Source organism: Algoriphagus sediminis, assembly GCF_030403435.1.
GTDB lineage: Bacteria > Bacteroidota > Bacteroidia > Cytophagales > Cyclobacteriaceae > Algoriphagus > Algoriphagus sediminis.
In genome coordinates this window covers 1-22,766 of sequence record NZ_JAUEPH010000005.1, presented here as the reverse complement: position 1 = coordinate 22,766, position 22,766 = coordinate 1, and the positions used below count along the sequence as shown (strand labels likewise).

The window sequence follows — 22,766 nt, the reverse complement described above, 5'->3', positions numbered from 1 at the left end:
TTTCGTATTTTGAATTACTTTTTTAGGATTTTTTGTGTGTTAGTTAAGGCCAAAATAACTGCATTCGGCAGTATTTTTTCTTGCCGAATATACAGGATAATATTCTCAAATTTTTACTTGATGTTTTCCTGCCTGGCTATCTATGGTCAGGATATTAATTCATTTAGAACAATTAACTCTGGAAACTTTTCTGACATAGGGATCTGGGAAACTTTTGATGGCTTCACATGGAATCCCGCCGTAAGCACACCAAACTCCACGAATGATATATACATCGACCAAACCCACACATTAAATCTACTTGGTGACCAAAGTGTCAAGTCCCTTTTTATCAATGCCGAAACCGGGGCAGGCGAAAAACTTAATTTAAATGGAAATGCACTTGAGGTCTTTGGTACACTTCAGGCATTTTCTGGAGCAGCACCTGGCACACCTTCAGGTACTTGGAATTCGATTAATTGGATAGGGAATTCAATAGATAGCAGAATCATTTTCAAAGGGAATAGTAGAACCATTATTCCTAATGGTGCCTGGAGCGGATTTGCAACACAGAGTCGATATACGGTTATTTTTGATCCAGGGAATGGAGAGGTACTTACCATTGAAGAACCGATCAAAAGTATGCGATTTATTTTCCGGTCGGGTACCGTAATTCAAAAAATCGATACTTCAGTTAACCCAGCGACCTGCCCGACATTATCATTCAATTCAGAGAATTCCTTTGGAACAGATGATTTTGGTGATCTCATCATTGAGGGTGGGGCCATCTTTATTTCTGAGTGCGATGAAGATATCGTATTCAGGTCTAATACCAGAAGTGCTTCACTCTTTGAAATAAGGGATGGCGGAGAACTTATTCTAGAGGGTGACAACCCAGCGATGGAGGTTGTACAGTATGTGTTGGATGGAAAAGTAACCTTTGCAGCGGGTATCACTGCCAAATCCTTTATTGATAAATCTTTCCCTACAAGTAGTTTCGCGAATAATTTTCATGACCTCGAACTTAGATCGAGTCAAAACCTTGCCCTACCAGGAAATCTCTCAATAACCGGTGATCTCATACAAAGCAGTACCGGAAACTTTGATTTCGCATCCACCAATTTAGAGTTCACAGGCTCAGGAGAGCAAAGAGTAATTGGTTTCCCTCTTATCGTATTCAATCTTTCGCTTGACAAGGCTAATGGAGAAGTTAGCCTCGAACAGGATTTAACGGTTTTATCCAATCTTCAAATGCTTTCTGGAGGGCTTAATTTGAATCAAAACTCCCTTTCCATTAATCTGCTTGGAACAGGAGGTTTGGACTATTCAGGAGGATATTGGAGAGATCTTGCTGATTTCACCTACTTTCAAATTCCTGGCACCTTGACTGCCAGCAACTTCACTTTGCCCTTCCTGGATCAATTTCAAGGTGGAATCAGAAAAATCCAGCTTTTAGGCTCTGGTCCAACTGGAAATTTGACCGTAAATTTCACAGAGTTCCTTGGGGCTGATACTGATCCTCAATTCGATGATTCAGATGGAACAACTATTCTTTATCGTCTCTTTTCTTATTTCCAATTTTCTGGTTTAACCCCTTCTTCAGATGTAATAGAGATGAGAATTTCAGGGGATGAGCTAATCGTTAATGATGTAGACGATTTAAGAATCGTTGGGACAGGATATGCAGCTCCCGGGACAAATCTTCCAGGCATTGACCCCATAGAACTTTGGGCGAGGAGGTCAATTTCTTATCAGGATTTGGAAGGCCCCAATTTTACAATTGGAAGCTTTAGAACATTGAGTATCCTTCCTGTTACCTGGCTGGGGGTTGAAACCCAAATATCAAAACGAGGCACTTTTGTTGAATGGGAAGTAGCTTCGGAAAAGGATAATGAAAAGTTCGAAATCTATCGAAGTGATGATGGAAAAGGAGAATGGTCTAAAATCGGTGAAACAGCAAGTTTAGGAGATTCCAACAACCCAAGAATTTATACTTTTCTAGATTCGACCAGGCTCAAGTTCCAGCACGCATATTATCAAATTCGCCAGATAGACTTTGACGGGAAAGATTCATGGTCAGAGGTCATACTTTCAGAAAAAGTACCTACCCCAAACCTTCAAATAAACCCCAATCCATACCACTCTGGAAAAATATCAATTGTAGTTCCAGGGCTTTCCGAAAATGAAACGATCTATTTTTCTATCATCGGAATCGGCGGACAAATGATTAAAGAGGGGAATGGAACCTTAAAATTTCTGGAAGATTATATGACCGCTTTGCCACAAGGATTATACATAATAAAAGTTCACAGCTCCACCTCTTCCTATCTTACCAGATGGATTAAGAGATAGCGGCCAATTCTGAAAGAAATTCCTATCTTCAGATTTAAGCCCAGCCCAATATGACCATACTTCTGGTATTGCTTAGTATTCTGATTCTGGTTCTACTTATCGTTTGGGCCAAGATCAATCCCTTTCTGGCTTTTTTGATTTCTTCCATCTGTGCAGGTTTCTTTTTGGGCCTGCCAGCCGGAGAAATTGCATCCTCCATTCAAAATGGTATTGGAAGTTTACTTGGAGGTCTAGTCATTGTGATCGTCACAGGAGCGATGTTAGGAAAGCTCGTGGCAGAAAGTGGAGCGGCACAGAGAATCGCAGGTTCTTTAATGAATGTGTTCGGGGCCAAATACATCACTTGGGCGATGACTCTAACCGGAGTAGTGGTAGGTATTCCGCTTTTCTACAGTGTTGGATTTGTCCTATTAGTTCCTCTTGCCTTTACTCTGGCCTATCAATATAAGCTGCCTGCGGTTTATGTAGGTATTCCACTTTTGGCAGCCCTTTCAGTGACCCACGGATTATTGCCACCACATCCTGCCCCGGCCGCCTTGGTTGGCCAATTCCAAGCAAATATGGGACTTACACTTTTGTATGGAATGATAATCACTATTCCAACAGTGATAATAGCTGGGCCTATTTTCGCCAAAACACTTAAAAAAATTTCCGCAAAGCCACTGGAAACGTTTCAGGCAGAAGTTAAACCCGAGTCTGAACTCCCCTCAATCGCAAATAGCTATTTAACTGCATTACTTCCGGTTTTCCTTTTAATCATTACCACGGTTCTAAATTTGAACACTTCTGAAAATAGTGTGCTAGCTCCTTTTGTAAATTTTGTCTCCGAGCCAAGCATAGTCATGCTGATTTCTATATTGGTAGCCACATTTACACTGGGGATAGGTAGAGGTTTTAAAATGCCCAAGGTGATGGATATTTATACTATCGCCACCAAAGACGTTGCTATGATACTTTTGATAGTGGCTGGTGCAGGTGCCTTGAAACAAGTCTTGACGGATACAGGAGTAAGCCTGATAATTGCTGAGGCTTTAAGCACCTGGCAAATGCACCCTTTGATTCTAGCCTGGTTGATTGCCGCTCTGATTAGAATTTGCGTTGGTTCAGCTACAGTGGCAGGTTTAACTACGGCAGGAATCATCGCGCCATTGGTGAGTACAATGAATGTGGACCCAAACCTGCTAGTTTTAGCCATTGGTACGGGAAGTGTCATCTTTTCCCACTTTAACGACTCAGGGTTTTGGCTTTACAAGGAGTATTTTAATGTAAGCGTTAAAGACACACTTAAAACCTGGTCACTTATGGAAACCATCGTGGCTGTAGTCGGACTTATCGGAGTTTTAATTTTGGACCAAATAATTTGAAAAATATGGATGCAGATAAAAATTTTGAGTCACTTGGATTGACTTTGCCACCGGCACCAAAACCACTTGGAGTTTATAAGCCATGCTTAATCGATGGAAAATACCTTTACCTATCGGGACACGGCACGGTAAAAGAGGATGGATTTCTTATAGTTGGGAAGGTAGGTCAGGACCTCAATACTGAAGAGGCAAAACTGGCCGCCAGACAGGTCGGGCTAGCTATGCTTTCCACAATAAAAACCAACCTTGGCACACTTAATAAGGTGAAGCGGGTAATCAAAGTATTAGGTATGGTGTATGCCACACCAGATTTCGGAAAGCACCCATATGTGATCAATGGCTGTAGCGAGCTTTTTGCTTCTGTATGGGGTGAAGAAAATGGAGTGGGTGTCAGATCCGCAATAGGGATGGGATCTTTGCCTGATAATATTCCAGTGGAAATTGAAGCAATGTTTGAGCTAAACGAAGATTAACTCTTTCCAGTGTCGACCAAGGCCTTGTACGCTTCAAATATACTCATCACATCTTTGACATAGGCTACCGCCAAATGCCCTTTGGCGTAGCCACTTTTTACCAATGGATCTTCATAAAAGACAGGATCATTTTTTCTGGCAAGATACTGACTGACTGCATCCCAGCTTTGGGTATTTTCACCGTATTTAAGCGTAAGCCTCCAGGCATCTTCCACATGTCCATGACCGACATTATAAGATGCCAGTATAAACTTAATTCGCTCGTTGCTATCCGGAACCCTAGTTAGCCAGAATTTATCCAAATAAGCAAGATACCTGACGCCGCCAAAAAGGGACTGTTCAGGATCATTGGGGTTATCAACTCCAAATCGCTCCAGAGTCACAGGCATTAATTGAAGCAATCCTCGAGCCCCAGCATAGGAGGTGGCAGAGGTATCGAAGCGCGATTCTTTATACACCACAGAAGAAAGAAGTCTCCAGTCCCACCCAAGGTATTCTGCTCCACTTTTTATGATTTCATCATATTGGGAAATCCGATCCCCAGCAATAGAAGAAAATGGACTATTACTTCGAAAGTATCCGTTTTTTGAGTTTAAAAAATACTTGGCATAAAGATCAGGAATAAAACGCTTCTGCTTATCCTCAATCCATTCATTTAAAGAATTAAGTAGCTCCTTAGAGTTATCTCTGGTCACCCAGCCCACTTCCCCAGCTTCATTAACTACCCAGGAAATATCCAGGCCATCATAATAGGTAGTATTGGCCTTAGCCACATTTTGGTCCGCCATGGTCCAATCAATCTCCTCACTGACTACTGCATCGATAAGAGCCTCCTCATGTCTGGGGTCTTCCAGGATAGTGAAAGCTAAATTGAGAGTGTCCCGAATCGCCTGAAGTTGGTTTTTATAAGCAGAGTTCGACCTCACGTAAATGGTATCGTTTTCGAGTTCCTCCCAGTTTTCGATTCGACCAGATTTTGCTCTGCCTACCAAAACAGTATTCATTTCGTCGATTGGAGAAGTGAAGGAGGTGTTCTTTTCGCGCTCAGGTGTTTTTTCCAGATTCATCGCGATGATATCTACTTCGCCGCTTTCTAGTTTATCAAAAGCCTCCTGAATGTCGGAGGTCAGTACCAAATCAAGCCCCACTCCAATTCGCTCCGCATAATCCCTGAGCAATTCATATTCATAGCCCATTCTACGGCCTCTATAGATATAAAAGCCCGTGGTATTATTATCAACAGCAGCGCGAATAAATCCCCTTTTTTGTATTCCCTGAAGATCCAGAATATACCTGGGTTCTTTAAAAGTATCCCCAAAGTGCTTTTCCAAGAAGGTACACTGAACCCCAAATAAAAGGGTCACCAAAAGTGTAGAGATTAAGGAAATCGTTCTTCTCATTCGTTAGAATCCTTGGATTCAGAATAGTACGAAGTCCTTTTAGACAAATGCTATGCCAAAGCAAAAATCAGAGTATCAGACAGATAGGTTAAAAAGTGCTAATTCCCCAGAACTTCCTCGATGGGCTCAAAACTATTTGAGAAGTAAATTTTGCCAGATAGTCTGAGCAATTCAATCTCCTGTTCCTTGATATTAAATATGGAAGTGATCAGTCTGTTTTCTGCACTTAGAAGATTAACCTGCGCATCCCGAAACTCTAAATACGATGAAATTCCAAGTCTAAATCGTTCCAGGGCTAATTCAGTGTTCTCTTTTGCCACAGCATAATTCTTTTGCTCAATCTCCAACAGAGCTTTATTGGTTTCATAGGTATTAAAGGCTCGCTGAATGTCTGAGCTCAGCTGAACCTCATATTGATCAAGTGCATAGTCAGTAATTTTTCGCTGAACCTTTGCACTCTGGATTCTGCGATTAAGCGTGAGACCACTGAAAAGATTCAAAGTGATATTTCCACCATAATTAAATCCTTGTCTTTGGTTTTGCACAAGAAACCCCGCATCAGAATTAAATGTGTTGTTATTGTAGCTTCCATTCAAATTTAGGGTTGGAAGCCTCTGAGCTCTCAGCTCTTTTTCCTGCAAATAGGCAACATTCTCCTGTCTTTGAATGATCAGGAGCTGCTTATTTTCTAGGAAAGCATTCTCTTGTAACTCCATTAAATTCAAGTCTTCCCCGATTAAAATGGTGTCGTTCACCACAAATTCTGTATCAGGTTCGAGAGCAAGTAATTGGTTTAAATCTACCTTGGTATTTTGGATAACTTGCTCTTGTGCCCTGAGCAAAGTCAAATCCGAATAATAATCTACCTCTGCAGTAAGAAAATCCCTTCGCCCTGCACTTCCTAATTCATATTGTGCCTGGGATATATCTAGTCTCGACTGGCTTAATTCAAGGGTTCTTTCAAGAACTTCGTATCTCTGCTGCTCCAAAACAAGACGATAGTAGGCAGAGGAAATATCAGCAACCGAATTTTCTACAACCACTTTCGCGTCAAGCTCGCTGATTTCATTGAGCTGACCAAGACGCTTCATCACAACAAAGCTCTCTGGCCGGAAACCATAAATCGCAGCTAAAGTGAAGTTCTCTGTTTGACTTTTGGCCCCATCAATGACTCTCGGCTCGGGGTCGTTCAGAAAGGTTTGTTCTACATCTTCACTGCCATAATTTCTGGTGTATGTCGCGTCCAACTGGGGCATAAAAAAGTCCCCAACCCCTATTTTTTTGTCAAACTCTGTGATGTCAATATTTTCAATTGCAATCTTGACATCAAAATTATTCTCCAATCCAAGTTGAATTGCTTTCTCTAAATTCAATTCTTCTTGAGCCTGGGAAATTCCAGACCAAAAACAGGCGGCTACTAGTAAGTAATAAAATTTCTTCATTATACTCTGGCTAAACGACCTTCCTTCGAGGTGAGGTATGTGTATACAGCAGGGATGATAAATAAAGTAAGAATGGTAGCAAAGGCTAGTCCTCCAATTACGGTTGCTCCCATAGGAACTCTACTTTCTGCACCGGCACCAAGTGCCAAAGCAATAGGTAAAATCCCCAAAATTGTAGATAAACTAGTCATCAAAATTGGTCTGAACCGAGCAACTGCCGCTCCATATATAGCCTCATGAATACTCATTCCCTGAGCCTTTCGCTGATTAGCAAACTCCACGATGAGTATACCATTTTTGGTCACCAGTCCTATCAACATGATAATACCAATCTGACTGAAAATATTCAGGGTGTAATCAAATGCCCAAAGAGTTCCCAAAGCTCCAAACAAGGCGAGCGGAACTGTAAACATAATAGTCAGGGGATCTCTAAAACTCTCAAACTGAGCAGAAAGAACCAGATAGATCAAAACCAGGGCAAATAGGAATGCAAACAAAAGACTATTACTACTTTCCCTGAATTCCTTTGAAGGGCCAGAAACATCCGTAGTAAATGTTTCGTCCAAAACGTCAGCAGCAATCCGATCCATTTCCTCCAAGCCATCTCCTATAGTATAGCCTTCAGCAAGGTTAGCTGAAACAGTAGCCGAAACGAATCTATTGAATCTGTACAATTGTGGAGGTGTACTTTTCTCAACTACGCTCACCAGATTATCAAGCTGCACAAGTTGTCCATTTTCAGCCCTTACATAGAGCATTCTAAGATTTATGGGTTCATTTCTGTCCTCAATTTGCATTTCTCCTACTACCTGATACTGCTTTCCATTCATGATGAAATAGGCGAATCGCTGACCTGAAAAAGAAAGCTGCAAAGTTCTGGCAATTTCCTGTACGGAAACTCCAATATTTCTAGCCTTCTCTCGATCAATCTCAATTTCCAGCTCCGGTTTGGTGAACTTGAGATTGATATCTGAGAAAATAAACTTATCGCTTTTACCCACTTCTTCCATAAATGGAGGAATGGCTTCTTTCAATTTTTCAAGGGTCTGGGCCTGGAGAACATACTGTACCGGAAGCCCTCCTCTCCTATTTCCTATCGACTGTGGTTCTGAAGCAAATGCTCTTACGGAGGTATATCCTCTTAATTTTTGGTTGATTTCATTGAAATACTCATGCTGCGACTTTTCTCGATTTTCTGAATCGGTGAGAATAAATCGTACAAATCCTGAATTAGTACTTGCAGTACCAAAGCCTGGAGAGGTTACGGAAATCAATCCCGTCACTTCTTCTTTTGAGTACGTGTTGAGAAAATCCCCAACCATTTCATCAATCACCCTGTCCATATATCCAAAGGTAGCTCCCTCAGGTCCGGCTAACTGAATTCTGATTTCTCCTCTGTCTTCAGTTGGGGCTAATTCTGTTGGTATGCTTGAAAACATGCTGTAGATCCCAAGTCCCATTAGAGCAATCAATGGAAAAGCTACCCATCTGAATTTCATAAACCAACTTAATGCCTGGTCATATTTATTGTTCATCCAAACAAAACCTGGCTCTGTAAAATTGTAAAAAGCATTATGCTTTTCTCTTCTCTTAAGTAATTTAGAACTCAGCATTGGAGTCATGGTCAATGCCACAAATGAGGAGATGATGACCGCACCAGCTACCACAATTCCGAATTCACGGAATAGTCGTCCGGTCGTCCCTGTAAGGAAAATTACTGGTAAAAACACAGCCGCCAATGCTACGGTGGTTGCGATTACCGCAAAGAAAATTTCTTCTGCCCCCTTTTTGGCGGCATCCAAAGGCTTTTCTCCCTTTTCTATTCGGGTGTAAATATTTTCAAGTACAACAATAGCATCATCCACTACCAAACCAATGGACAAGACGATACCCAGAAGAGTCAGGACATTGATAGAAAAATCCATCAAATACATGACAAAAAAGACCCCGATAAGAGATATCGGTATGGTTAATACTGGGATGAAAGTTGTTCTCCAATCCCTGAGAAATAAGAAGATAATGGCAACTACGAGAATAAATGCAGTGATAATGGTTTCCTGCACTTCTGAGATTGAGTTACGAATGTAGGTGGTGGAATCAAAGCCAATTTCCAAACCAACATCAGCAGGCAAATCTTTTTTGATAAATTCCAGCCGCCTGTAAAACTCATCAACAATCTCAATATTATTCGACCCAGGAAGAGGAACCAGAACTACTCCAACCATGGGTACTCCATCTCTCTTCAGTACCGTTCTCTCATTGAGTGCTGCCAGCTCTGCCTTACCTACATCTTGGAACCTCACAATATTATTTTGGTCTTCCTTGATGATTAGCTGGTTAAATTCCTGAGGAGAGGCCAGCCTGCTTTTTGTCCTCACAGATAGCTCAATGGTTTCTCCTTCTATTCTTCCAGAAGGTAGCTCTACGTTTTCAGATTGAACTTTCTGAAGCACATCTAGCGGAGTCACTCCATAGGAAGCCATTTTCAAAGGATCCATTCTTAAACGAATGGCATATTCTTTTTCACCCCAAATCTGGACCCTACTTACTCCAGGAATCGTTTGTAATCTTTCTTTGAAGATATTTTCTGCAATGTCAGATAGATCCAATAGACTTCTTTCATCACTTTTTACATTGAGGAAAACAATAGGCTGAGAATCAGCATCTGCCTTAGAAACCACAGGTGGATCGGCATCTGGAGGAAGATTTCTTTGTGCACCTGACACTTTATCCCTCACATCATTGGCGGCAGCTTCCAGATCAGCTCCAACATCAAATTCTACCGTAATACTACTCGATCCGTCATTAGATGTAGAGGTAAGAGACTTTATCCCTTGAATACCATTGATCGCCTCTTCCAGAGGTTCTGTGATCTGTGCCTCTATCACATCGGCATTAGCACCTACATAATTTGTTCTGACATTAATGACCGGGGGATCTACACTGGGAAATTCCCGTATCCCAAGCAATGAAATCCCGATCACGCCAAAAAGCACAATCAGAATGGACATTACAATGGCAAGGACTGGCCGATTGATACTTAAATTTGATAAGCTTGCCATATTAGTTCAATTTATTGATTTGTAAATCAGTGCCTGTTCTGGCCTGGAGAACTCCAGTAGCCAAAACCAAATCACCTTCTTCTAGCCCACTCACTATTTGCACCTGATTTTCAGTTCGAGTCCCAATTTCTACTGTTCTTTCTTGCGCCTTATTTCCCTCACCTACTACAAAAACTTTATATCCCTGCAATTCAGGAATAACTGATTCTGCTGGAACCATCAAGGCATTATCAATTTCATTTAGTACATAATTGATCCTGACAAACATTCCTGGTAGAAACTGACGGTCCTTATTTGGTGCTTCCGCTCTGAGCCTTAGCGTCCTGGTGGCAGCATCAATCTGCGGCTCATAGGCATAAACTATTCCTTCAAAGACCTGATCAGAGGACTCGTTAGTGAAAAAAACTGTGGACCCTAGCTTTACCATATTGCTGTATCGTTCGGGAATGGAAAACTCAATTTTAATTGGATCCATATTCACCACTGTAGCAATCACATCTCCGGTTCCGATCACGGAGCCTTCACTTACCTGCCTTAAGCCCAAAACACCATTGAAAGGTGCTCTAATTACAGTTTTTTCGATCTGTGCCTCCACTAGCTTAAGATCTGAAAGCGTGGTATTATATTGGTTCAGAACTATATCGTATTCCTCCTGACTTATGGCCTCACGAGCAAGAAGCTGCTTCTGTCGATTTTCCTGACTTTCAAAAAGCTTTTGAGTGTATTGTAGTCTTTGATACTGTGCCTGAAGCTCATCATCATTGAGGTAAAGTAATGGGGCGCCTTTCGTCACATATTGGCCCTCCTTAAATGAAATCCGAGTCACAAGTCCAGAAACTTCTGGTCGAAGATCCACAACTTCGTTGGGTAGAATAGTACCGGTAATGGAAAGCTCATTTTTTAAAGTTTGCTTTTTCATTTCGACCACATCCACTGGTAAACCCTGTGGTGCAGATGATTCAGCTACCGGGCCAGAATTTTCATTAGAATTCCTGCTATTCCATCGTGGGTAAAAGAAGGCAAGGGCAACGATAACAATGATCCCTACAATCAGGATCGTTTTAGTTTGTTTGTTCATAGGTTTGGTTCCAAAGCAATTAAACTTGCTGCTGGATAAATTTTAATGATAAGCTATTAAATACATCGGGTTGCTGCACATTGACTACATGACCACACTGATCCAACACCTTCAAAACAGAAGCCTTGTGCTTTTTCACCATGGTTTTCACAGGTTCTAAAAACATCACGTCCTGATCACCCATTACATATAAAGTTGGAATCCCTAGATCAGATTCCTTGAAATATCGAAGCAAGGGATTGATGTCCTTTGTCAATTTGAACCAACGGATAAATTCTTTCTGACAAAGCTTCTTTGCTTCCCTGACAAATAAATTTCTCGATTCACTATGCTGCTTTCTGGGCATAATGATGAAGGCAAATAATTGATATAGCCACATATAAGGAATCACCTTTTTAAAAGTATTTCCAAGGAAAACCAGCAATCTAGATTGAATGGTTAATCGTGTCACAGCACCAGCCATAACCAAGGATTTGACTCTTTGAGGCTGCATTTCTGCAAGTTGCCTCGCTAGAATAGTCCCCAATGAAACACCCATAAAGTGGGCTTTAGGAATATTAGCATCATCCAAAACTTCAATAATATCCTCAGTTACCCCTTCAAAAGTATACTCCTGGTTATAGATTTTCTCCGGAAGATCTGTGGACTTTCCATGGCCTCTAAGATCAATCAACAGTAAATTGAAATGCCTCTTGAAAAATTTAAACTGCTTATACCAAACGGCAGAAGATCCCCCGGCTCCATGAATAAACACGAGCCACTCTTTACTCTCAGGATGATTATATCGTTTGTAATAAAGCATTTCTGATAAACTACTCAACTCGGATAAAAGTTGCCTAAGTGTAAAAGTACCGATTGATATCGAGTGTTAACAGGACAAAAAATAAGGATGGCAAATGTCATCCTTTAATGGAAAAAATGGATGATACTTACATAATTGGCTGTCTAAAAAGTCCAACCAACCGTAGTCTGGATTACATAATCTGATCTGCTCGCGTTCTCTGCCGGCTGATTATCATAATTATACGTTCCACCCACTTTGAGAAACAAGTCCTTCACTATGGTGTACTTAACATCCACACGACTATCAGACCTGAATCTTCCTTTTTGCGTTATGCCAGAAAACCCTATGAACTGGCCTTGTACACTCAACTTATCAAAAATTTCCCTGCTAAAAGTAAACCCATACGTCAATTCCGAAGACTGGGACGTCTCAGCTAAATTGGAGAATCGCTCCAGATTCAAATTCCACCCAGCAGAAGTAGAAAGTTCTTGCTTTGGTTTCTGAATGACATACCATCCTGAACCCAGTTTCAGATCCATCCTTATATCAAGAAGTTGTTCGGTGTTACTTAGAAAATTTGCTCTAGTCAAAGCAAACCAGCGATTTGTAATCAGATAAATTATCAAAAGCCCTCCATCAGTTCGGCTAATGTCCTGCGTTTCGTTTTGAGTGGATCGAATGCCATTAAAACTTACCGCAGTAGCAAACCTCCCTCCTTGATAACTCAACCTGCTTCTTAAGGCCGTTTGTCGAAGCTTATTAGCTTTTGCCAAATTTATTCCAAGGCTTACATCTCCATCCAGTCGATTAAAAAAACCCTTTTTTTCTATTTCGATATGAGAAATTTCGCCCTTCCCTATTTTTAATCTTTCGACACCATAAAATCTATCCGAGGTCCTTCTTTTCAAGTAAATCTGAAGTGGCCTAAAACTCAAAGAATCTCCCTCCAATCTTTCTAATTCCACCAAAGCCCTTTCCCCTGCATTCAAAGTAAATATGAAGTTTCGATTAGATTGAAGGCCTATTATTTCATTCCAATTTAGTTGAATAGTAGCATTGGCATAGCTTGGTTTTATTGAGAGTGTACCTTTGGATAGTTGTTTGATTTCCCCAATAATCCTATCCCCATTTTCTATAAAAACAGTGTCTTGGACGTTTTGGGCAAAGGAAGAAAAAAACACTCCAAAAGTCCCGATTAAAAAGAAAAAGAGTATTTGAAGTGATTTTTTTGAAACCATCAAAGCCAATTTAAAGCTCCCAACCTACTGTAGTTTGAAAAATGTAATCTAGAGTTGGAGCGCCTTCTACAGGCTGATTATCATAGTTCAGTGTAGTTCCGAATTTCACATAGAAATCATCTAGAAAATCATATTTAACGTCAAGAGCAAAATCCGTTCTTAATCTGCCTTTCTCTGATAAACTCGGGTATACCGCGACATTGGTTAAAAGGTTAAAATCACCTATATCATAAAGATTTAACTCCGAACCAATAAATGCTTCACCCGATTGCCGAGTCGGTGTATCATCAAGAAAGACTTCATTGTTAAAGTTAGCTCCTACCTGAAAAGCGAAGTAAGTTCGATTAGTTCTGGTGAAATACTTACCCACTGACAGTTTATTTCCTGTTCTTAAATCTAGCAGCTGTTCAGTATTAGATAAAAAGGTAAAATTGTAAGCCAGGAACCAATCTTTAGGTAAAAAGAAATTAAATGCCACTCCTCCATCGGTTCTTCTGATATCCTCTACTTCGTTCTGAGAAGACGAAAGCGAGTTGACGCTTGCCGAGGCTTTCCACCTATTTGCCAGATAGCCCAGACCACTTCTCAAGCTTACTTGTCTAAGGTTATTTGCTCTTGTAAGGCTCCATCCAAAATCAATATTAGCAGATAATCGGCTCCAGAAACCCTCGTCTAAAGAATTCAAGTAAACGATGTCTGCAATTGGGACAAAGGCGACAAAGTCTGTTGGTTCATCCTCCTCATCGGCTTTTTTCATTTTTATTATTTTGTCAGGGTTATAGTAATCGATTCGCACTTGTCCCTCCTCCGTTGTATTTAGCTTTCCATTATATCGAACCCCTTCAGTCGTGGAAATTAAAAAATTTACATTTGAATAAATCTCAGCAATTTCAAGCCAGGTCACCTTAAAGTCAGAATCGGAGTAGTCTGTTTCAATGGTCAATACTCCTCGATCCATTGATTTTATCTCTCCTACGATGTAATTCTTGTTCTTCAAGACCAAAGAGTCAGTCTGTGCTGAGACCTCATAGCCAAGAACAAATGTCAAAATCAAGAGTACAAAAATTTTTCGCATAACTGCTAAAGGTTGGTGAAGAAGCAAAAATAAAAAAAGCATCCCTTTCAGGATGCTTTTTTTAAAATATCTGGATTGATATTAGTTGAAAATATATCTGACACCCACTTGCATTCTCCATGTATCACTGAAGGAAGTAGAAGTTCTGAAAGTCTCTGTTGGGAAATCAGAAGTACCAGGGATGGTGGTTAGCCTATACACTGGTTCATTCAATTGGTTTCTTCCTCTGTAGCTAAGCGGGTTTTCCTGATTAGCAAATTGTGGAACGCCCCATTCAGAGTTGAACAAGTTTCCTATGTTTAAGATATCGATGGACAGCTGAAGTCTATTCTTCTGATCCTTGGTAAATACCAAATCCTGAAGAATTCTGAAATCAAATCTATTCAACCAAGGTCTTACCGCACCATTTCTCTCTGCCACAGAACCTCTGTTTTCTCTCAAATAGTCATCCTGCTCAATATAGGCATCGAAAAGTGTCGCTTGCTCTGCGGCGGTGATGGTTCTTCCTCCTAATTCAAACTCTTCAAAATTCAACTCGCTTGCACTATTTGGAATATACATCAGACGATCAGAAGCATCCCCAAAGTTGCCCGCATAAGTGTAAGAGAATCTACCCGCATCAGAACCTTCGTAAAACAACGAGATCGTTGTATTATCAGACTGATAAGAAAGATTACCAATCACTCTGTTTGGAACATCAAATCTGGAAAAACCGAGAGCTGGATTATTTCTGTCACTTGCTACTGCCGCTGGCCATAGTGATACTGCCTGAGAACCTCCTGCTGCATCAAGATCCTGTGATCTTGATCTAGTGTAGGCTGCCATCACATTCCAACCACTTTCAAATGACTTCTGAAGTTGAGCTGTGATGGAATAGTAGTTTGCATTTTCCTGTGCATTAGTAAGGAAGAACACATTCCTGAAATCAGGATCATTAGAATAGTTTGTACCCTCCCAATATGGTCTTTGATCAGGACCCGCAAGGGTTCCATCAGGAGTTCTCAAAACGGCGTTGTAAGCTATAGGTGTGGAAACATCTCTCGAATAGATAAATTCCAAAGTACCGATGATTCCAAATGGAAGCACTTGGTCTACAGCAAGGTTTGTTCTCCAAACTTGAGGAAGTTTGAACTCCTCGTCCGTCAGGTTCAACTCATTGGAAAGAGACTGTCCTGGGTTTTCTGGGTTACCAAAGGTCACGTCTGGATTAAACACATAATTAGGACCAAATGCTTCAACCACTTCTTCTCCCTCGTAACCAATTCCACCTCTTACTACTCCAGAACCATTTACCTGGTTTGAAAGCCATACGAATGGAATTCTTCCAGAGAAAATACCTGTACCACCTCTTACCTGAGTGGTTCTATCACCCTTAGCATCCCAGTTAAATCCGACACGTGGGGACCATAGTGGGTTTACCTTTGGGAAAGTACTTACGTCTGGAGTAATCGTTCCGCTTGGAGTTTCGAATGTTTTATTCAAATCATCCAGAAGCTCGTTTCTTGGGATGTCGATTGGATAGAATGGGAAATCCACTCTTAAACCACCGGTCAATTTCAGGTTTTGAGTTGCCTGCCATTCATCCTGTACATAAAGTCCGACCTGACCAAAAGCAGTCTGATCAGTAGGAGGAGTAGTTGATCCATCCAAAGCAAATGAGGTAGCAAAAGTCTCTGGGTATGTACCAGGAGTTCTGTTGATTACAGTTTCCACGAAGGAATCATAGGAGAGGAATCTGTAATGTCCATTGAAGGTTGGATTAAAAGCGTTATCAAAGGTCATGTACTCGAAATTCACACCAAATGTGTAAGTATGGTTTCCTTTGAAAAGGGAGAAGTTATCAGTAAAGTTGAAGATATTATTCTCCAATAAGTTCCCCACGGTAAATAGCTCATTTCCTACTGAAGTGTAGTAAAGTAAGTTACCGGCCTCATCTGGTTCAAGAATTTCAATGAAAGGGAACGCCTGTCCACCAGGTATTCCTCTTTTTGGATCCGTTATGGATGTGTAACCAATATTGATCTGGTTAGACATATTTGTGCCGATTCTGGAGTTCAATTCAGCCACCCATGAAGATACATTTCTATCATTCGTATAATTTGAATTTCTAAAGTTCATCGCCTCTATTCCGGTCCTGGAAGTATTTCTATATCGGGTAGAAATGAAGCGAATGGAATTACGATTGGTAGGTACATCTGTAAACGCTGTGTAGTTGTTGTATCGAACAGAAAGGTTATGCCTGTCATTGATGTTCCAATCCAATCTTGCATTAAACCTAGTTTGCTCAGAAGCAAAAGGATAACCTTCATAAGGACCTGTCTCATAATCGTAAATATTTCTCAGATTTTCTCTGATAAAATCCAAATCTGATGCTTGAACTCTAGATACAGTCAATCCATCAGGCTCTAAGCCAGGTCTTGCAGCAACTTTTGTAAAGCTTGGAACAGCCTCAGTTTCTTCCTCGTATGAAACGAAAAAGAAAAGTTTATTCTTAATAATTGGGCCACCAAGACGGAAGCCAACAATTTCATTCTTTGAATCGTCTATTGGAAGTCGTGTATCTCCTACTTTATCGCCGATCATCTGATCATTTCTCAAGAAGTAGTAAGCCGACCCAGAAAACTCATTAGTACCGGATTTGGTGATTGCATTCACAGATGCACCTGTAAAGCCTGCCTGCCTTACATCAAATGGAGCTAGGTTTACTTGCACTTCTTCTATTGCATCCAATGAAATCGGGTTAGATCCTGCAAATTGTCCTGAGCCTAGTCCAAAGTTATTGTTGTAAATATTTCCGTCAATTGTGTAGTTATTGAATCGGTTAGAAGTACCTGCAAATGAAGTTCCGTTTGACTGAGGAGTCAATCGAGTAAAATCATTGATACTCCTGTTGACGGTAGGTAATGCATTGATGGTTTCATTATTTAGGTTCAGTGAAGCACCTGTTCTGTCTGAATTCATCACTGCATCCTGACTGGCTATCACTTCTACAGCTTCAAGTTCTAAGCCATCAGCTAATTCAGCATTGATTGTATATTGCTGACCTAGTCCAAGAACTATTCCTTCGAAAGTCTGATCTTCAAAGCCCACGAAAGAAACGATGACCGTGTAAGGACCACCTACACGCATGTTTGGAAGAACAAATCTTCCCTCAAGATTACTTACAGCCCCATATCGGGTACCAGAAGGCTCATGTGTCGCCACCACGTTGGCACCTGGGAGTGCTTCACCCGTTTGATCCACCACGGATCCACGGATACTGGCAGTGGTTACACCTTGGGAGAAAGCCACCGTGCTTGCAAAAACAGCAATCAAAGTGACGATCAAAGGTTTAAGTAGATTTTTTCTCATCTTTAGTTGATTAAATATTGATGTTCAAAAGTTGCACAAATGTAAAAATTACAACTTCTTTTTAGCCAGTTGTTTAAATTAATTTTATCTACTTTTTTTTACAAAAATTAACAAAAAATTAACATTAGAAGAAAAATTTAATTTGTTTGAGTTACTGAATTTAATAAGTCATCAAACTTATATTTCAAATTTTTGCTAAATAACGATTTTTTATTTTGTGAATTTTTGTTAATTATCTGATTTATCTTTCCTATTTTGTTTGATTCCTAGACTCGAACTCATACCCTCCTTGAATATTTTCGAAGATTGAAAGATAAAAATATCATATGGCTGTATTTATTCCTGATCGCCACCCTCGTGGATTTGGCCTTTCTGGTAGAAGGTAATGCTGAGTCTAGGATATACTCAAAGCCATTCATCCTTATTGGATTAATTATTTATTTCTTCCAGCTATCAAAGCCAATCCGAGGTACTCTACTCGGGAAAGCTATTTTGAGTGCTTTGATTTTTAGCTGGATTGGAGATGTACTTTTGCTTTGGGAGAACCTTTTTATCTATGGTTTGGGCAGTTTTCTCATTGCCCAGGGATGCTACATCATTGGTTTTAAAGTAGCTCAATACAACCCAGAGCGAATTGGAAAAGTAAATTTTATCCGGACTTTTTTTCTCAACCTGCCGATTTACTTTGTAGGGGCTTTTGTATTCTACCTGATCAACCCGAATCTGGGATCATTGAAAATACCGGTTGCCATTTACATTATTGTAATCGTGATGATGCTGACCACAGCCAGAGAGCGATTTAAGAACTGTAATCCAGTCTCATTTTGGCAGGTATTCATTGGAGGGGCTTTCTTTCTAATATCTGATGCTATTATTGCCTTGAACAAATTCTACGAGTATCACCCCGAAAGTGATATAATGATTATGGGGACCTATGCCATCGCCCAGCTACTTATAGTTATGGGAATTCGCACCCATATCCTGAACCCCATAAAAAAATGAGGCCGAAGCCTCATCCTTTTACTTTTTATTTTTCAATTGAATCGATAACTCATCTAGCTGCTCTTGGCCTATGGCACTAGGTGAATCTATCATCACATCCCGGCCGGAATTATTCTTCGGGAATGCGATGTAATCACGGATCGAATCTGATCCCCCAAAGATGGCACATAGCCGGTCAAACCCGAAAGCAATTCCACCATGGGGCGGTGCTCCATATTCAAAAGCTTCCATTAAAAACCCGAATTGCTCATTCGCTTCTTCACTAGTAAAACCCAAATGCTTAAACATGGTACTTTGAGTTTTCTTATCATGAATCCTTATGGATCCCCCTCCGATTTCCACTCCATTAATTACCAAATCATAAGCATTAGCTCTTACTTCTCCTGGATTAGAATCTAAAAGAGGTATGTCTTCCTTTTTAGGGGATGTGAAAGGGTGGTGCATTGCATGGTATCTACCAGTCTCCTCGTCCCACTCAAGCAATGGAAAATCTACAACCCATAGTGGTTTGAAAACATTCTTATCCCTCAAACCAAGTTCATCTCCCATCTTAAGCCTCAATTCCGACATCTGCTTTCTCACAGGATTAGTATCTCCACTCAGAATCAGAATTAAGTCACCCGGTTGAGCGTCGAATCGCTTTGCCACCTGCTTCAAATCATCCTCAGAATAGAATTTACCCACAGTAGACTTTAATGTCCCGTCCTCATTATATTTTATATAGACCAAGCCCTTGGCACCAATCTGAGGACGTTTAACCCAATCCGTCAAAGCATCTAACTGCTTTCTGGTGTAGGTTCCCGCTCCCACTGCACAAATACCCAGAATTTTCTCTGCCTGGTCAAAAATCCCAAATCCTTTTCCCTGCATTAAATCATTCAGCTCCTGGAAACGCATTCCAAAACGCAAATCAGGCTTATCATTTCCATACCATTTCATCGCATTAGCGTAAGACATTCTTTTTACTTCTTCCAGTTCGATTCCTCTCACTGTCCTGAATAAATGTTTTGTCAAACCCTCAAATGTTTCTAGAATATCCTCCTGATCCACGAATGACATTTCGCAGTCTATCTGGGTAAACTCTGGCTGTCTGTCTGCCCGCAAATCCTCATCCCGAAAACATTTTACGATTTGAAAATAACGATCAAAACCACTCACCATTAATAGCTGCTTGAAGGTCTGAGGAGATTGAGGCAATGCATAAAACTCACCCTGGTTTACTCTGCTCGGAACAATAAAATCACGCGCACCTTCAGGAGTTGACTTAATCAAAACAGGGGTTTCCACTTCAATGAAATCAGCAGAGTCCATATACTTTCTGGTCTCTTGCATCATTCTATGTCTTAGCTGTAGTTTTTCACGAATGACATTTCTCCTTAGATCGAGATATCTATATTTCATTCTAAGTTCTTCACCCCCATCGGTTTCATCTTCGATAAGAAATGGAGGAAGCTTTGCAGGATTAAGCACTTCCAACTCAGTTACCTTTATTTCAATTTCTCCTGTTGGAAGATTCGGGTTTTTCGAAGTCCTTTCTATCACCTCACCTTTCGCCTGAAGCACAAATTCACGACCTAAATCAGCAGCCTTTTCCAAAAGCTTTGGATCGGTAGATCCTTCTTCAAAAATAAGCTGAGTAAGACCATACCGATCTCTCAGATCCACCCAGATCAAACCTCCTTTGTCACGGACTCTTTGTACCCATCCGGACAATGTGACCTGACTTCCTACTTGATCCAATCTAAGCTCCCCGCAATTGTGTGTTCTAAGCATTTTTCAAACTTTTATTCGGCCGCAAAGATAACTAATTGAAAAAGATGCAAAGTAAATTCCCTAAAATTTGATCTCTTCTTCCTCTCTTCTGGATCAGGGAATGATTTTTGCTAGTTTTTGTGGAGCTTTCAAAATATCGGGTATTAAAAAACCGTTACTTTTGTAGCTAGTTAATTAAAAAAATCTAACTTCCTCAATTACTTCAAATCAGACGCGCGGATGAATAAAAAGTGGATGGCCTTGACAGCCGGTATAGTTTCAATAATTACACTTTCAGTTTTTTATTTTTTCGATAGTGCCAGCAAACCAGAAGAAATTGCTGTCGAGATCCCAGAAGAAGAGGTAATAGAGAATAAGGAAAACCTGGTTTACGGAATTGATGTGACCGGTTTAAATATTGTAGAGGGTGAAGTTAAGAGAAACCAGACACTATCATCCATTCTCAGCCCGTTCAATGTTTCTTTCGCGACGATTGACGAATTAGCGAAAAAGTCAAAGGAAATTTTCGATGTCAGAAAGATTAAATCGAATAGGAAATTTACTATTCTAACGCCAGGGGACTCGGCTGTGGCCAAATATTTTATTTATGAACCCAATCCGGTGGAGTTTGTGGTATTCGACCTTGACTCGCTTGACATTTATAAAATTGAAAAGCCTGTTGAATTAAGAAAAAGAGAAGTAGCCGGTTTAATCAACACAAGTCTTTATGTAGATATGGTTAAGCAGGAAGTTTCTCCAGAACTTATTGACCTCTTCGCTGATCTTTACGGTTGGTCCGTTGATTTTCAGGGACTGCAAAAAGGCGATAAATATAAAGTCTCCTTTAAAGAGAAAGTCATTGACGGTCAGGTTGTGGGAATTGAAGGAATCGAAACTGCTCTGTTCGAGCACAAAGGACAGACCTATCATGCGATTCCTTTTGAGCAAAATGGTGAATGGAATTTCTTCGATGCAGAGGGTGAAAGTTTGAAAAAGGCATTCCTGAGAGATCCAGTAAAATTTACCCGAATCAGCTCAAGATACAATCTTAGAAGATTCCATCCTGTACAAAAAAGATATAAGCCTCACTTAGGAACTGACTATGCTGCGGCCACAGGTACTGAAATCAGGGCGGTGGGCGATGGAACCGTTACCCATGCTACCTACCACCGAGGTAATGGAAACTACGTCAAAATAAAGCATAACGCTACTTACACCACCCAATATCTGCACATGTCAAAGATTGCGAAAGGCATGAAGCCAGGAACAAGAGTGAAGCAAGGACAGGTGATAGGATACGTAGGAAGTACTGGTTTAGCGACAGGTCCACACCTTTGTTTTCGATTTTGGAAGCATGGAAAACAAGTGGATTGGCTAAAGGAAAAGATCCCGCCATCGGAGCCAATTCTTCCAGAAAACTTGGTTGCCTTCGAATCAACAAAATCTCAATATTTACAGCTACTCGCTTCTATTCCTTTCCCTGAAGATCAGCAGAGGCTATTGGCAGAAAAAGAAACTATGGCTGAGCCAGTTTCTACACTTGACTAAAAACCACCGTGAGCGAATCTGATTCCATTCGCATCAATAAATACCTGAGCGAGGTTGGGTATTGCTCCAGGAGAGAAGGTGATAAACTCCTGGAACAAGGCAGAATTCGGATTAATGGAAAAAAGCCTGAGTTAGGGACTAAAGTAAAGCCAGGGGATACGGTCACAGTCGATGGAAAGCCGATAGGAAAGCCCACCCAAGATCACACATATATTGCTTTCAATAAGCCAGTTGGAATTGTTTGTACTACAGATACCAGAGTAGAAAAAGACAACATTATTGACTTTATCAAACACCCAAAAAGAATATTTCCTATTGGAAGATTAGACAAAGAAAGTGAAGGGTTGATTTTTCTAACCAGTGATGGAGACATTGTTAACAAAATCCTCAGGGCCAAAAACAATCATGAGAAGGAGTATATCGTGACGGTTGATAAACCTATTAATGCTCAATTTCTTAAAGGCATGGCCAAAGGTGTTCCGATTCTTGATACCATTACCCAACCTTGTACTATATCTAAACTCAGTAAATTCAAATTCCGGATTATTTTGACACAAGGCCTAAATAGGCAAATCCGGAGAATGTGTGAATATTTTGGCTACAGTGTAAAGCAACTAAAAAGGGTAAGGATCATGAACGTAATGCTTGACATACCTGTCGGAAAATGGCGTGACCTGACGCCTGACGAACTAGCAAAAATCAATGAACTAACCTCAGACTCCTCAAAGACATTTGACGGATAAACAAAAGCCCCTCAAATGAGGGGCTTTCTGTGTTATGTTAAGTCTTGAATTATTCTTGGCTGAGGATTACTCCTCTTCCATCGTATCCACTTTCTTCTTTCGACCTGTGTAGCTGAAGCTTGA

The 22,766-nt window shown here is 40.6% G+C and carries 15 protein-coding genes; 6 read left to right on the top strand and 9 right to left on the bottom strand.

Translation table 11 applies throughout. The annotated features are described in order from the left end of the window. Window positions 1-120: 120 nt before the first annotated feature. Genes QVH07_RS11785 through QVH07_RS11775 form a run of 3 tightly spaced genes read left to right on the top strand, consistent with a single transcriptional unit; the run spans window position 121 to window position 4,168 of the window. Window positions 121-2,331, top strand: coding sequence for a T9SS type A sorting domain-containing protein (locus QVH07_RS11785; RefSeq protein ID WP_290000616.1), 2,211 nt, complete (start codon window positions 121-123; stop codon window positions 2,329-2,331). 50 nt (window positions 2,332-2,381) lie between these two features. Beyond that, entirely contained in the window at window positions 2,382-3,695 is a 1,314-nt protein-coding gene (locus QVH07_RS11780) for a gluconate:H+ symporter (RefSeq protein WP_290000614.1), read from the top strand. Between the two features lie 5 nt (window positions 3,696-3,700). Continuing rightward, window positions 3,701-4,168, top strand: coding sequence for a RidA family protein (locus tag QVH07_RS11775; RefSeq protein WP_290000611.1), 468 nt, complete (start codon window positions 3,701-3,703; stop codon window positions 4,166-4,168). Here the strand turns inward: QVH07_RS11775 and QVH07_RS11770 are convergent. The 8 genes from QVH07_RS11770 to QVH07_RS11735 all read right to left on the bottom strand — a co-directional run bounded on the left by QVH07_RS11770 (window position 4,165) and on the right by QVH07_RS11735 (window position 17,598). After that, window positions 4,165-5,568, bottom strand: a complete 1,404-nt coding sequence (locus QVH07_RS11770) for an MltF family protein (RefSeq protein ID WP_290000610.1) — start codon at window positions 5,566-5,568, stop codon at window positions 4,165-4,167. The two genes, QVH07_RS11775 and QVH07_RS11770, sit on opposite strands and share 4 nt — an antisense overlap. Window positions 5,569-5,666: 98 nt before the next feature. Further along, complete coding sequence (locus QVH07_RS11765; protein WP_290000608.1) at window positions 5,667-7,010, bottom strand: TolC family protein; 1,344 nt, start codon at window positions 7,008-7,010, stop codon at window positions 5,667-5,669. Continuing rightward, entirely contained in the window at window positions 7,010-10,072 is a 3,063-nt protein-coding gene (locus tag QVH07_RS11760; RefSeq protein ID WP_290000606.1) for an efflux RND transporter permease subunit, read from the bottom strand. The genes QVH07_RS11765 and QVH07_RS11760 overlap by 1 nt, the downstream gene beginning before the upstream one ends. A 1-nt stretch (window position 10,073) precedes the next feature. Beyond that, on the bottom strand, window positions 10,074-11,150 hold the full coding sequence (locus tag QVH07_RS11755) for an efflux RND transporter periplasmic adaptor subunit (protein ID WP_290000604.1): 1,077 nt from the start codon (window positions 11,148-11,150) through the stop codon (window positions 10,074-10,076). A gap of 19 nt (window positions 11,151-11,169) precedes the next feature. Next, entirely contained in the window at window positions 11,170-11,952 is a 783-nt protein-coding gene (locus QVH07_RS11750; protein WP_290000602.1) for an alpha/beta fold hydrolase, read from the bottom strand. A gap of 143 nt (window positions 11,953-12,095) precedes the next feature. Next, window positions 12,096-13,172 carry a DUF481 domain-containing protein gene (locus QVH07_RS11745; protein ID WP_290000600.1) on the bottom strand — a complete coding sequence of 359 codons (1,077 nt, stop codon included), beginning with the start codon at window positions 13,170-13,172 and terminating at the stop codon, window positions 12,096-12,098. 10 nt (window positions 13,173-13,182) lie between these two features. Continuing rightward, window positions 13,183-14,247 (bottom strand): DUF481 domain-containing protein, encoded by a 1,065-nt coding sequence (locus tag QVH07_RS11740; RefSeq protein ID WP_290000598.1) that lies wholly within the window; start codon window positions 14,245-14,247, stop codon window positions 13,183-13,185. An 81-nt stretch (window positions 14,248-14,328) separates the two neighbouring features. After that, entirely contained in the window at window positions 14,329-17,598 is a 3,270-nt protein-coding gene (locus tag QVH07_RS11735) for a TonB-dependent receptor (RefSeq protein WP_290000596.1), read from the bottom strand. 306 nt (window positions 17,599-17,904) lie between these two features. On the opposite strand from QVH07_RS11735, the gene QVH07_RS11730 reads away from it, so the two are divergent. After that, window positions 17,905-18,600, top strand: coding sequence for a lysoplasmalogenase (locus tag QVH07_RS11730; protein WP_290000594.1), 696 nt, complete (start codon window positions 17,905-17,907; stop codon window positions 18,598-18,600). An 18-nt stretch (window positions 18,601-18,618) separates the two neighbouring features. Here the strand turns inward: QVH07_RS11730 and aspS are convergent, their stop codons facing one another. Next, window positions 18,619-20,373 carry an aspartate--tRNA ligase gene (gene aspS, locus QVH07_RS11725; RefSeq protein ID WP_290000593.1) on the bottom strand — a complete coding sequence of 585 codons (1,755 nt, stop codon included), beginning with the start codon at window positions 20,371-20,373 and terminating at the stop codon, window positions 18,619-18,621. A gap of 219 nt (window positions 20,374-20,592) precedes the next feature. Here aspS and QVH07_RS11720 point away from each other — a divergent pair, with 219 nt between their 5' ends. Both QVH07_RS11720 and rluF read left to right on the top strand, forming a co-directional pair. Beyond that, the gene (locus tag QVH07_RS11720) at window positions 20,593-21,900 is read left to right on the top strand and encodes a M23 family metallopeptidase (RefSeq protein ID WP_290000591.1); all 1,308 of its coding nucleotides are present in this window, start codon (window positions 20,593-20,595) and stop codon (window positions 21,898-21,900) included. An 8-nt stretch (window positions 21,901-21,908) separates the two neighbouring features. After that, a complete protein-coding gene (rluF, locus tag QVH07_RS11715; RefSeq protein ID WP_290000589.1) occupies window positions 21,909-22,643 on the top strand; it encodes a 23S rRNA pseudouridine(2604) synthase RluF in 735 nt (244 codons plus the stop codon). Window positions 22,644-22,766 lie beyond the last annotated feature (123 nt).

Excerpts from the sequence above, each read along its gene's own strand:
- QVH07_RS11735 (WP_290000596.1), bottom strand. The coding sequence starts at position 17,598 with ATGAGAAAAAATCTACTTAAACCTTTGATCGTCACTTTGATTGCTGTT.
- aspS (WP_290000593.1), bottom strand. The coding sequence starts at position 20,373 with ATGCTTAGAACACACAATTGCGGGGAGCTTAGATTGGATCAAGTAGGA.
- QVH07_RS11780 (WP_290000614.1), top strand. The coding sequence starts at position 2,382 with ATGACCATACTTCTGGTATTGCTTAGTATTCTGATTCTGGTTCTACTT.
- QVH07_RS11755 (WP_290000604.1), bottom strand. The coding sequence starts at position 11,150 with ATGAACAAACAAACTAAAACGATCCTGATTGTAGGGATCATTGTTATC.
- QVH07_RS11770 (WP_290000610.1), bottom strand. The coding sequence starts at position 5,568 with ATGAGAAGAACGATTTCCTTAATCTCTACACTTTTGGTGACCCTTTTA.
- QVH07_RS11775 (WP_290000611.1), top strand. The coding sequence starts at position 3,701 with ATGGATGCAGATAAAAATTTTGAGTCACTTGGATTGACTTTGCCACCG.
- QVH07_RS11760 (WP_290000606.1), bottom strand. The coding sequence starts at position 10,072 with ATGGCAAGCTTATCAAATTTAAGTATCAATCGGCCAGTCCTTGCCATT.
- QVH07_RS11740 (WP_290000598.1), bottom strand. The coding sequence starts at position 14,247 with ATGCGAAAAATTTTTGTACTCTTGATTTTGACATTTGTTCTTGGCTAT.
- QVH07_RS11745 (WP_290000600.1), bottom strand. The coding sequence starts at position 13,172 with ATGGTTTCAAAAAAATCACTTCAAATACTCTTTTTCTTTTTAATCGGG.
- QVH07_RS11750 (WP_290000602.1), bottom strand. The coding sequence starts at position 11,952 with ATGCTTTATTACAAACGATATAATCATCCTGAGAGTAAAGAGTGGCTC.
- QVH07_RS11720 (WP_290000591.1), top strand. The coding sequence starts at position 20,593 with ATGAATAAAAAGTGGATGGCCTTGACAGCCGGTATAGTTTCAATAATT.
- QVH07_RS11785 (WP_290000616.1), top strand. The coding sequence starts at position 121 with ATGTTTTCCTGCCTGGCTATCTATGGTCAGGATATTAATTCATTTAGA.
- QVH07_RS11765 (WP_290000608.1), bottom strand. The coding sequence starts at position 7,010 with ATGAAGAAATTTTATTACTTACTAGTAGCCGCCTGTTTTTGGTCTGGA.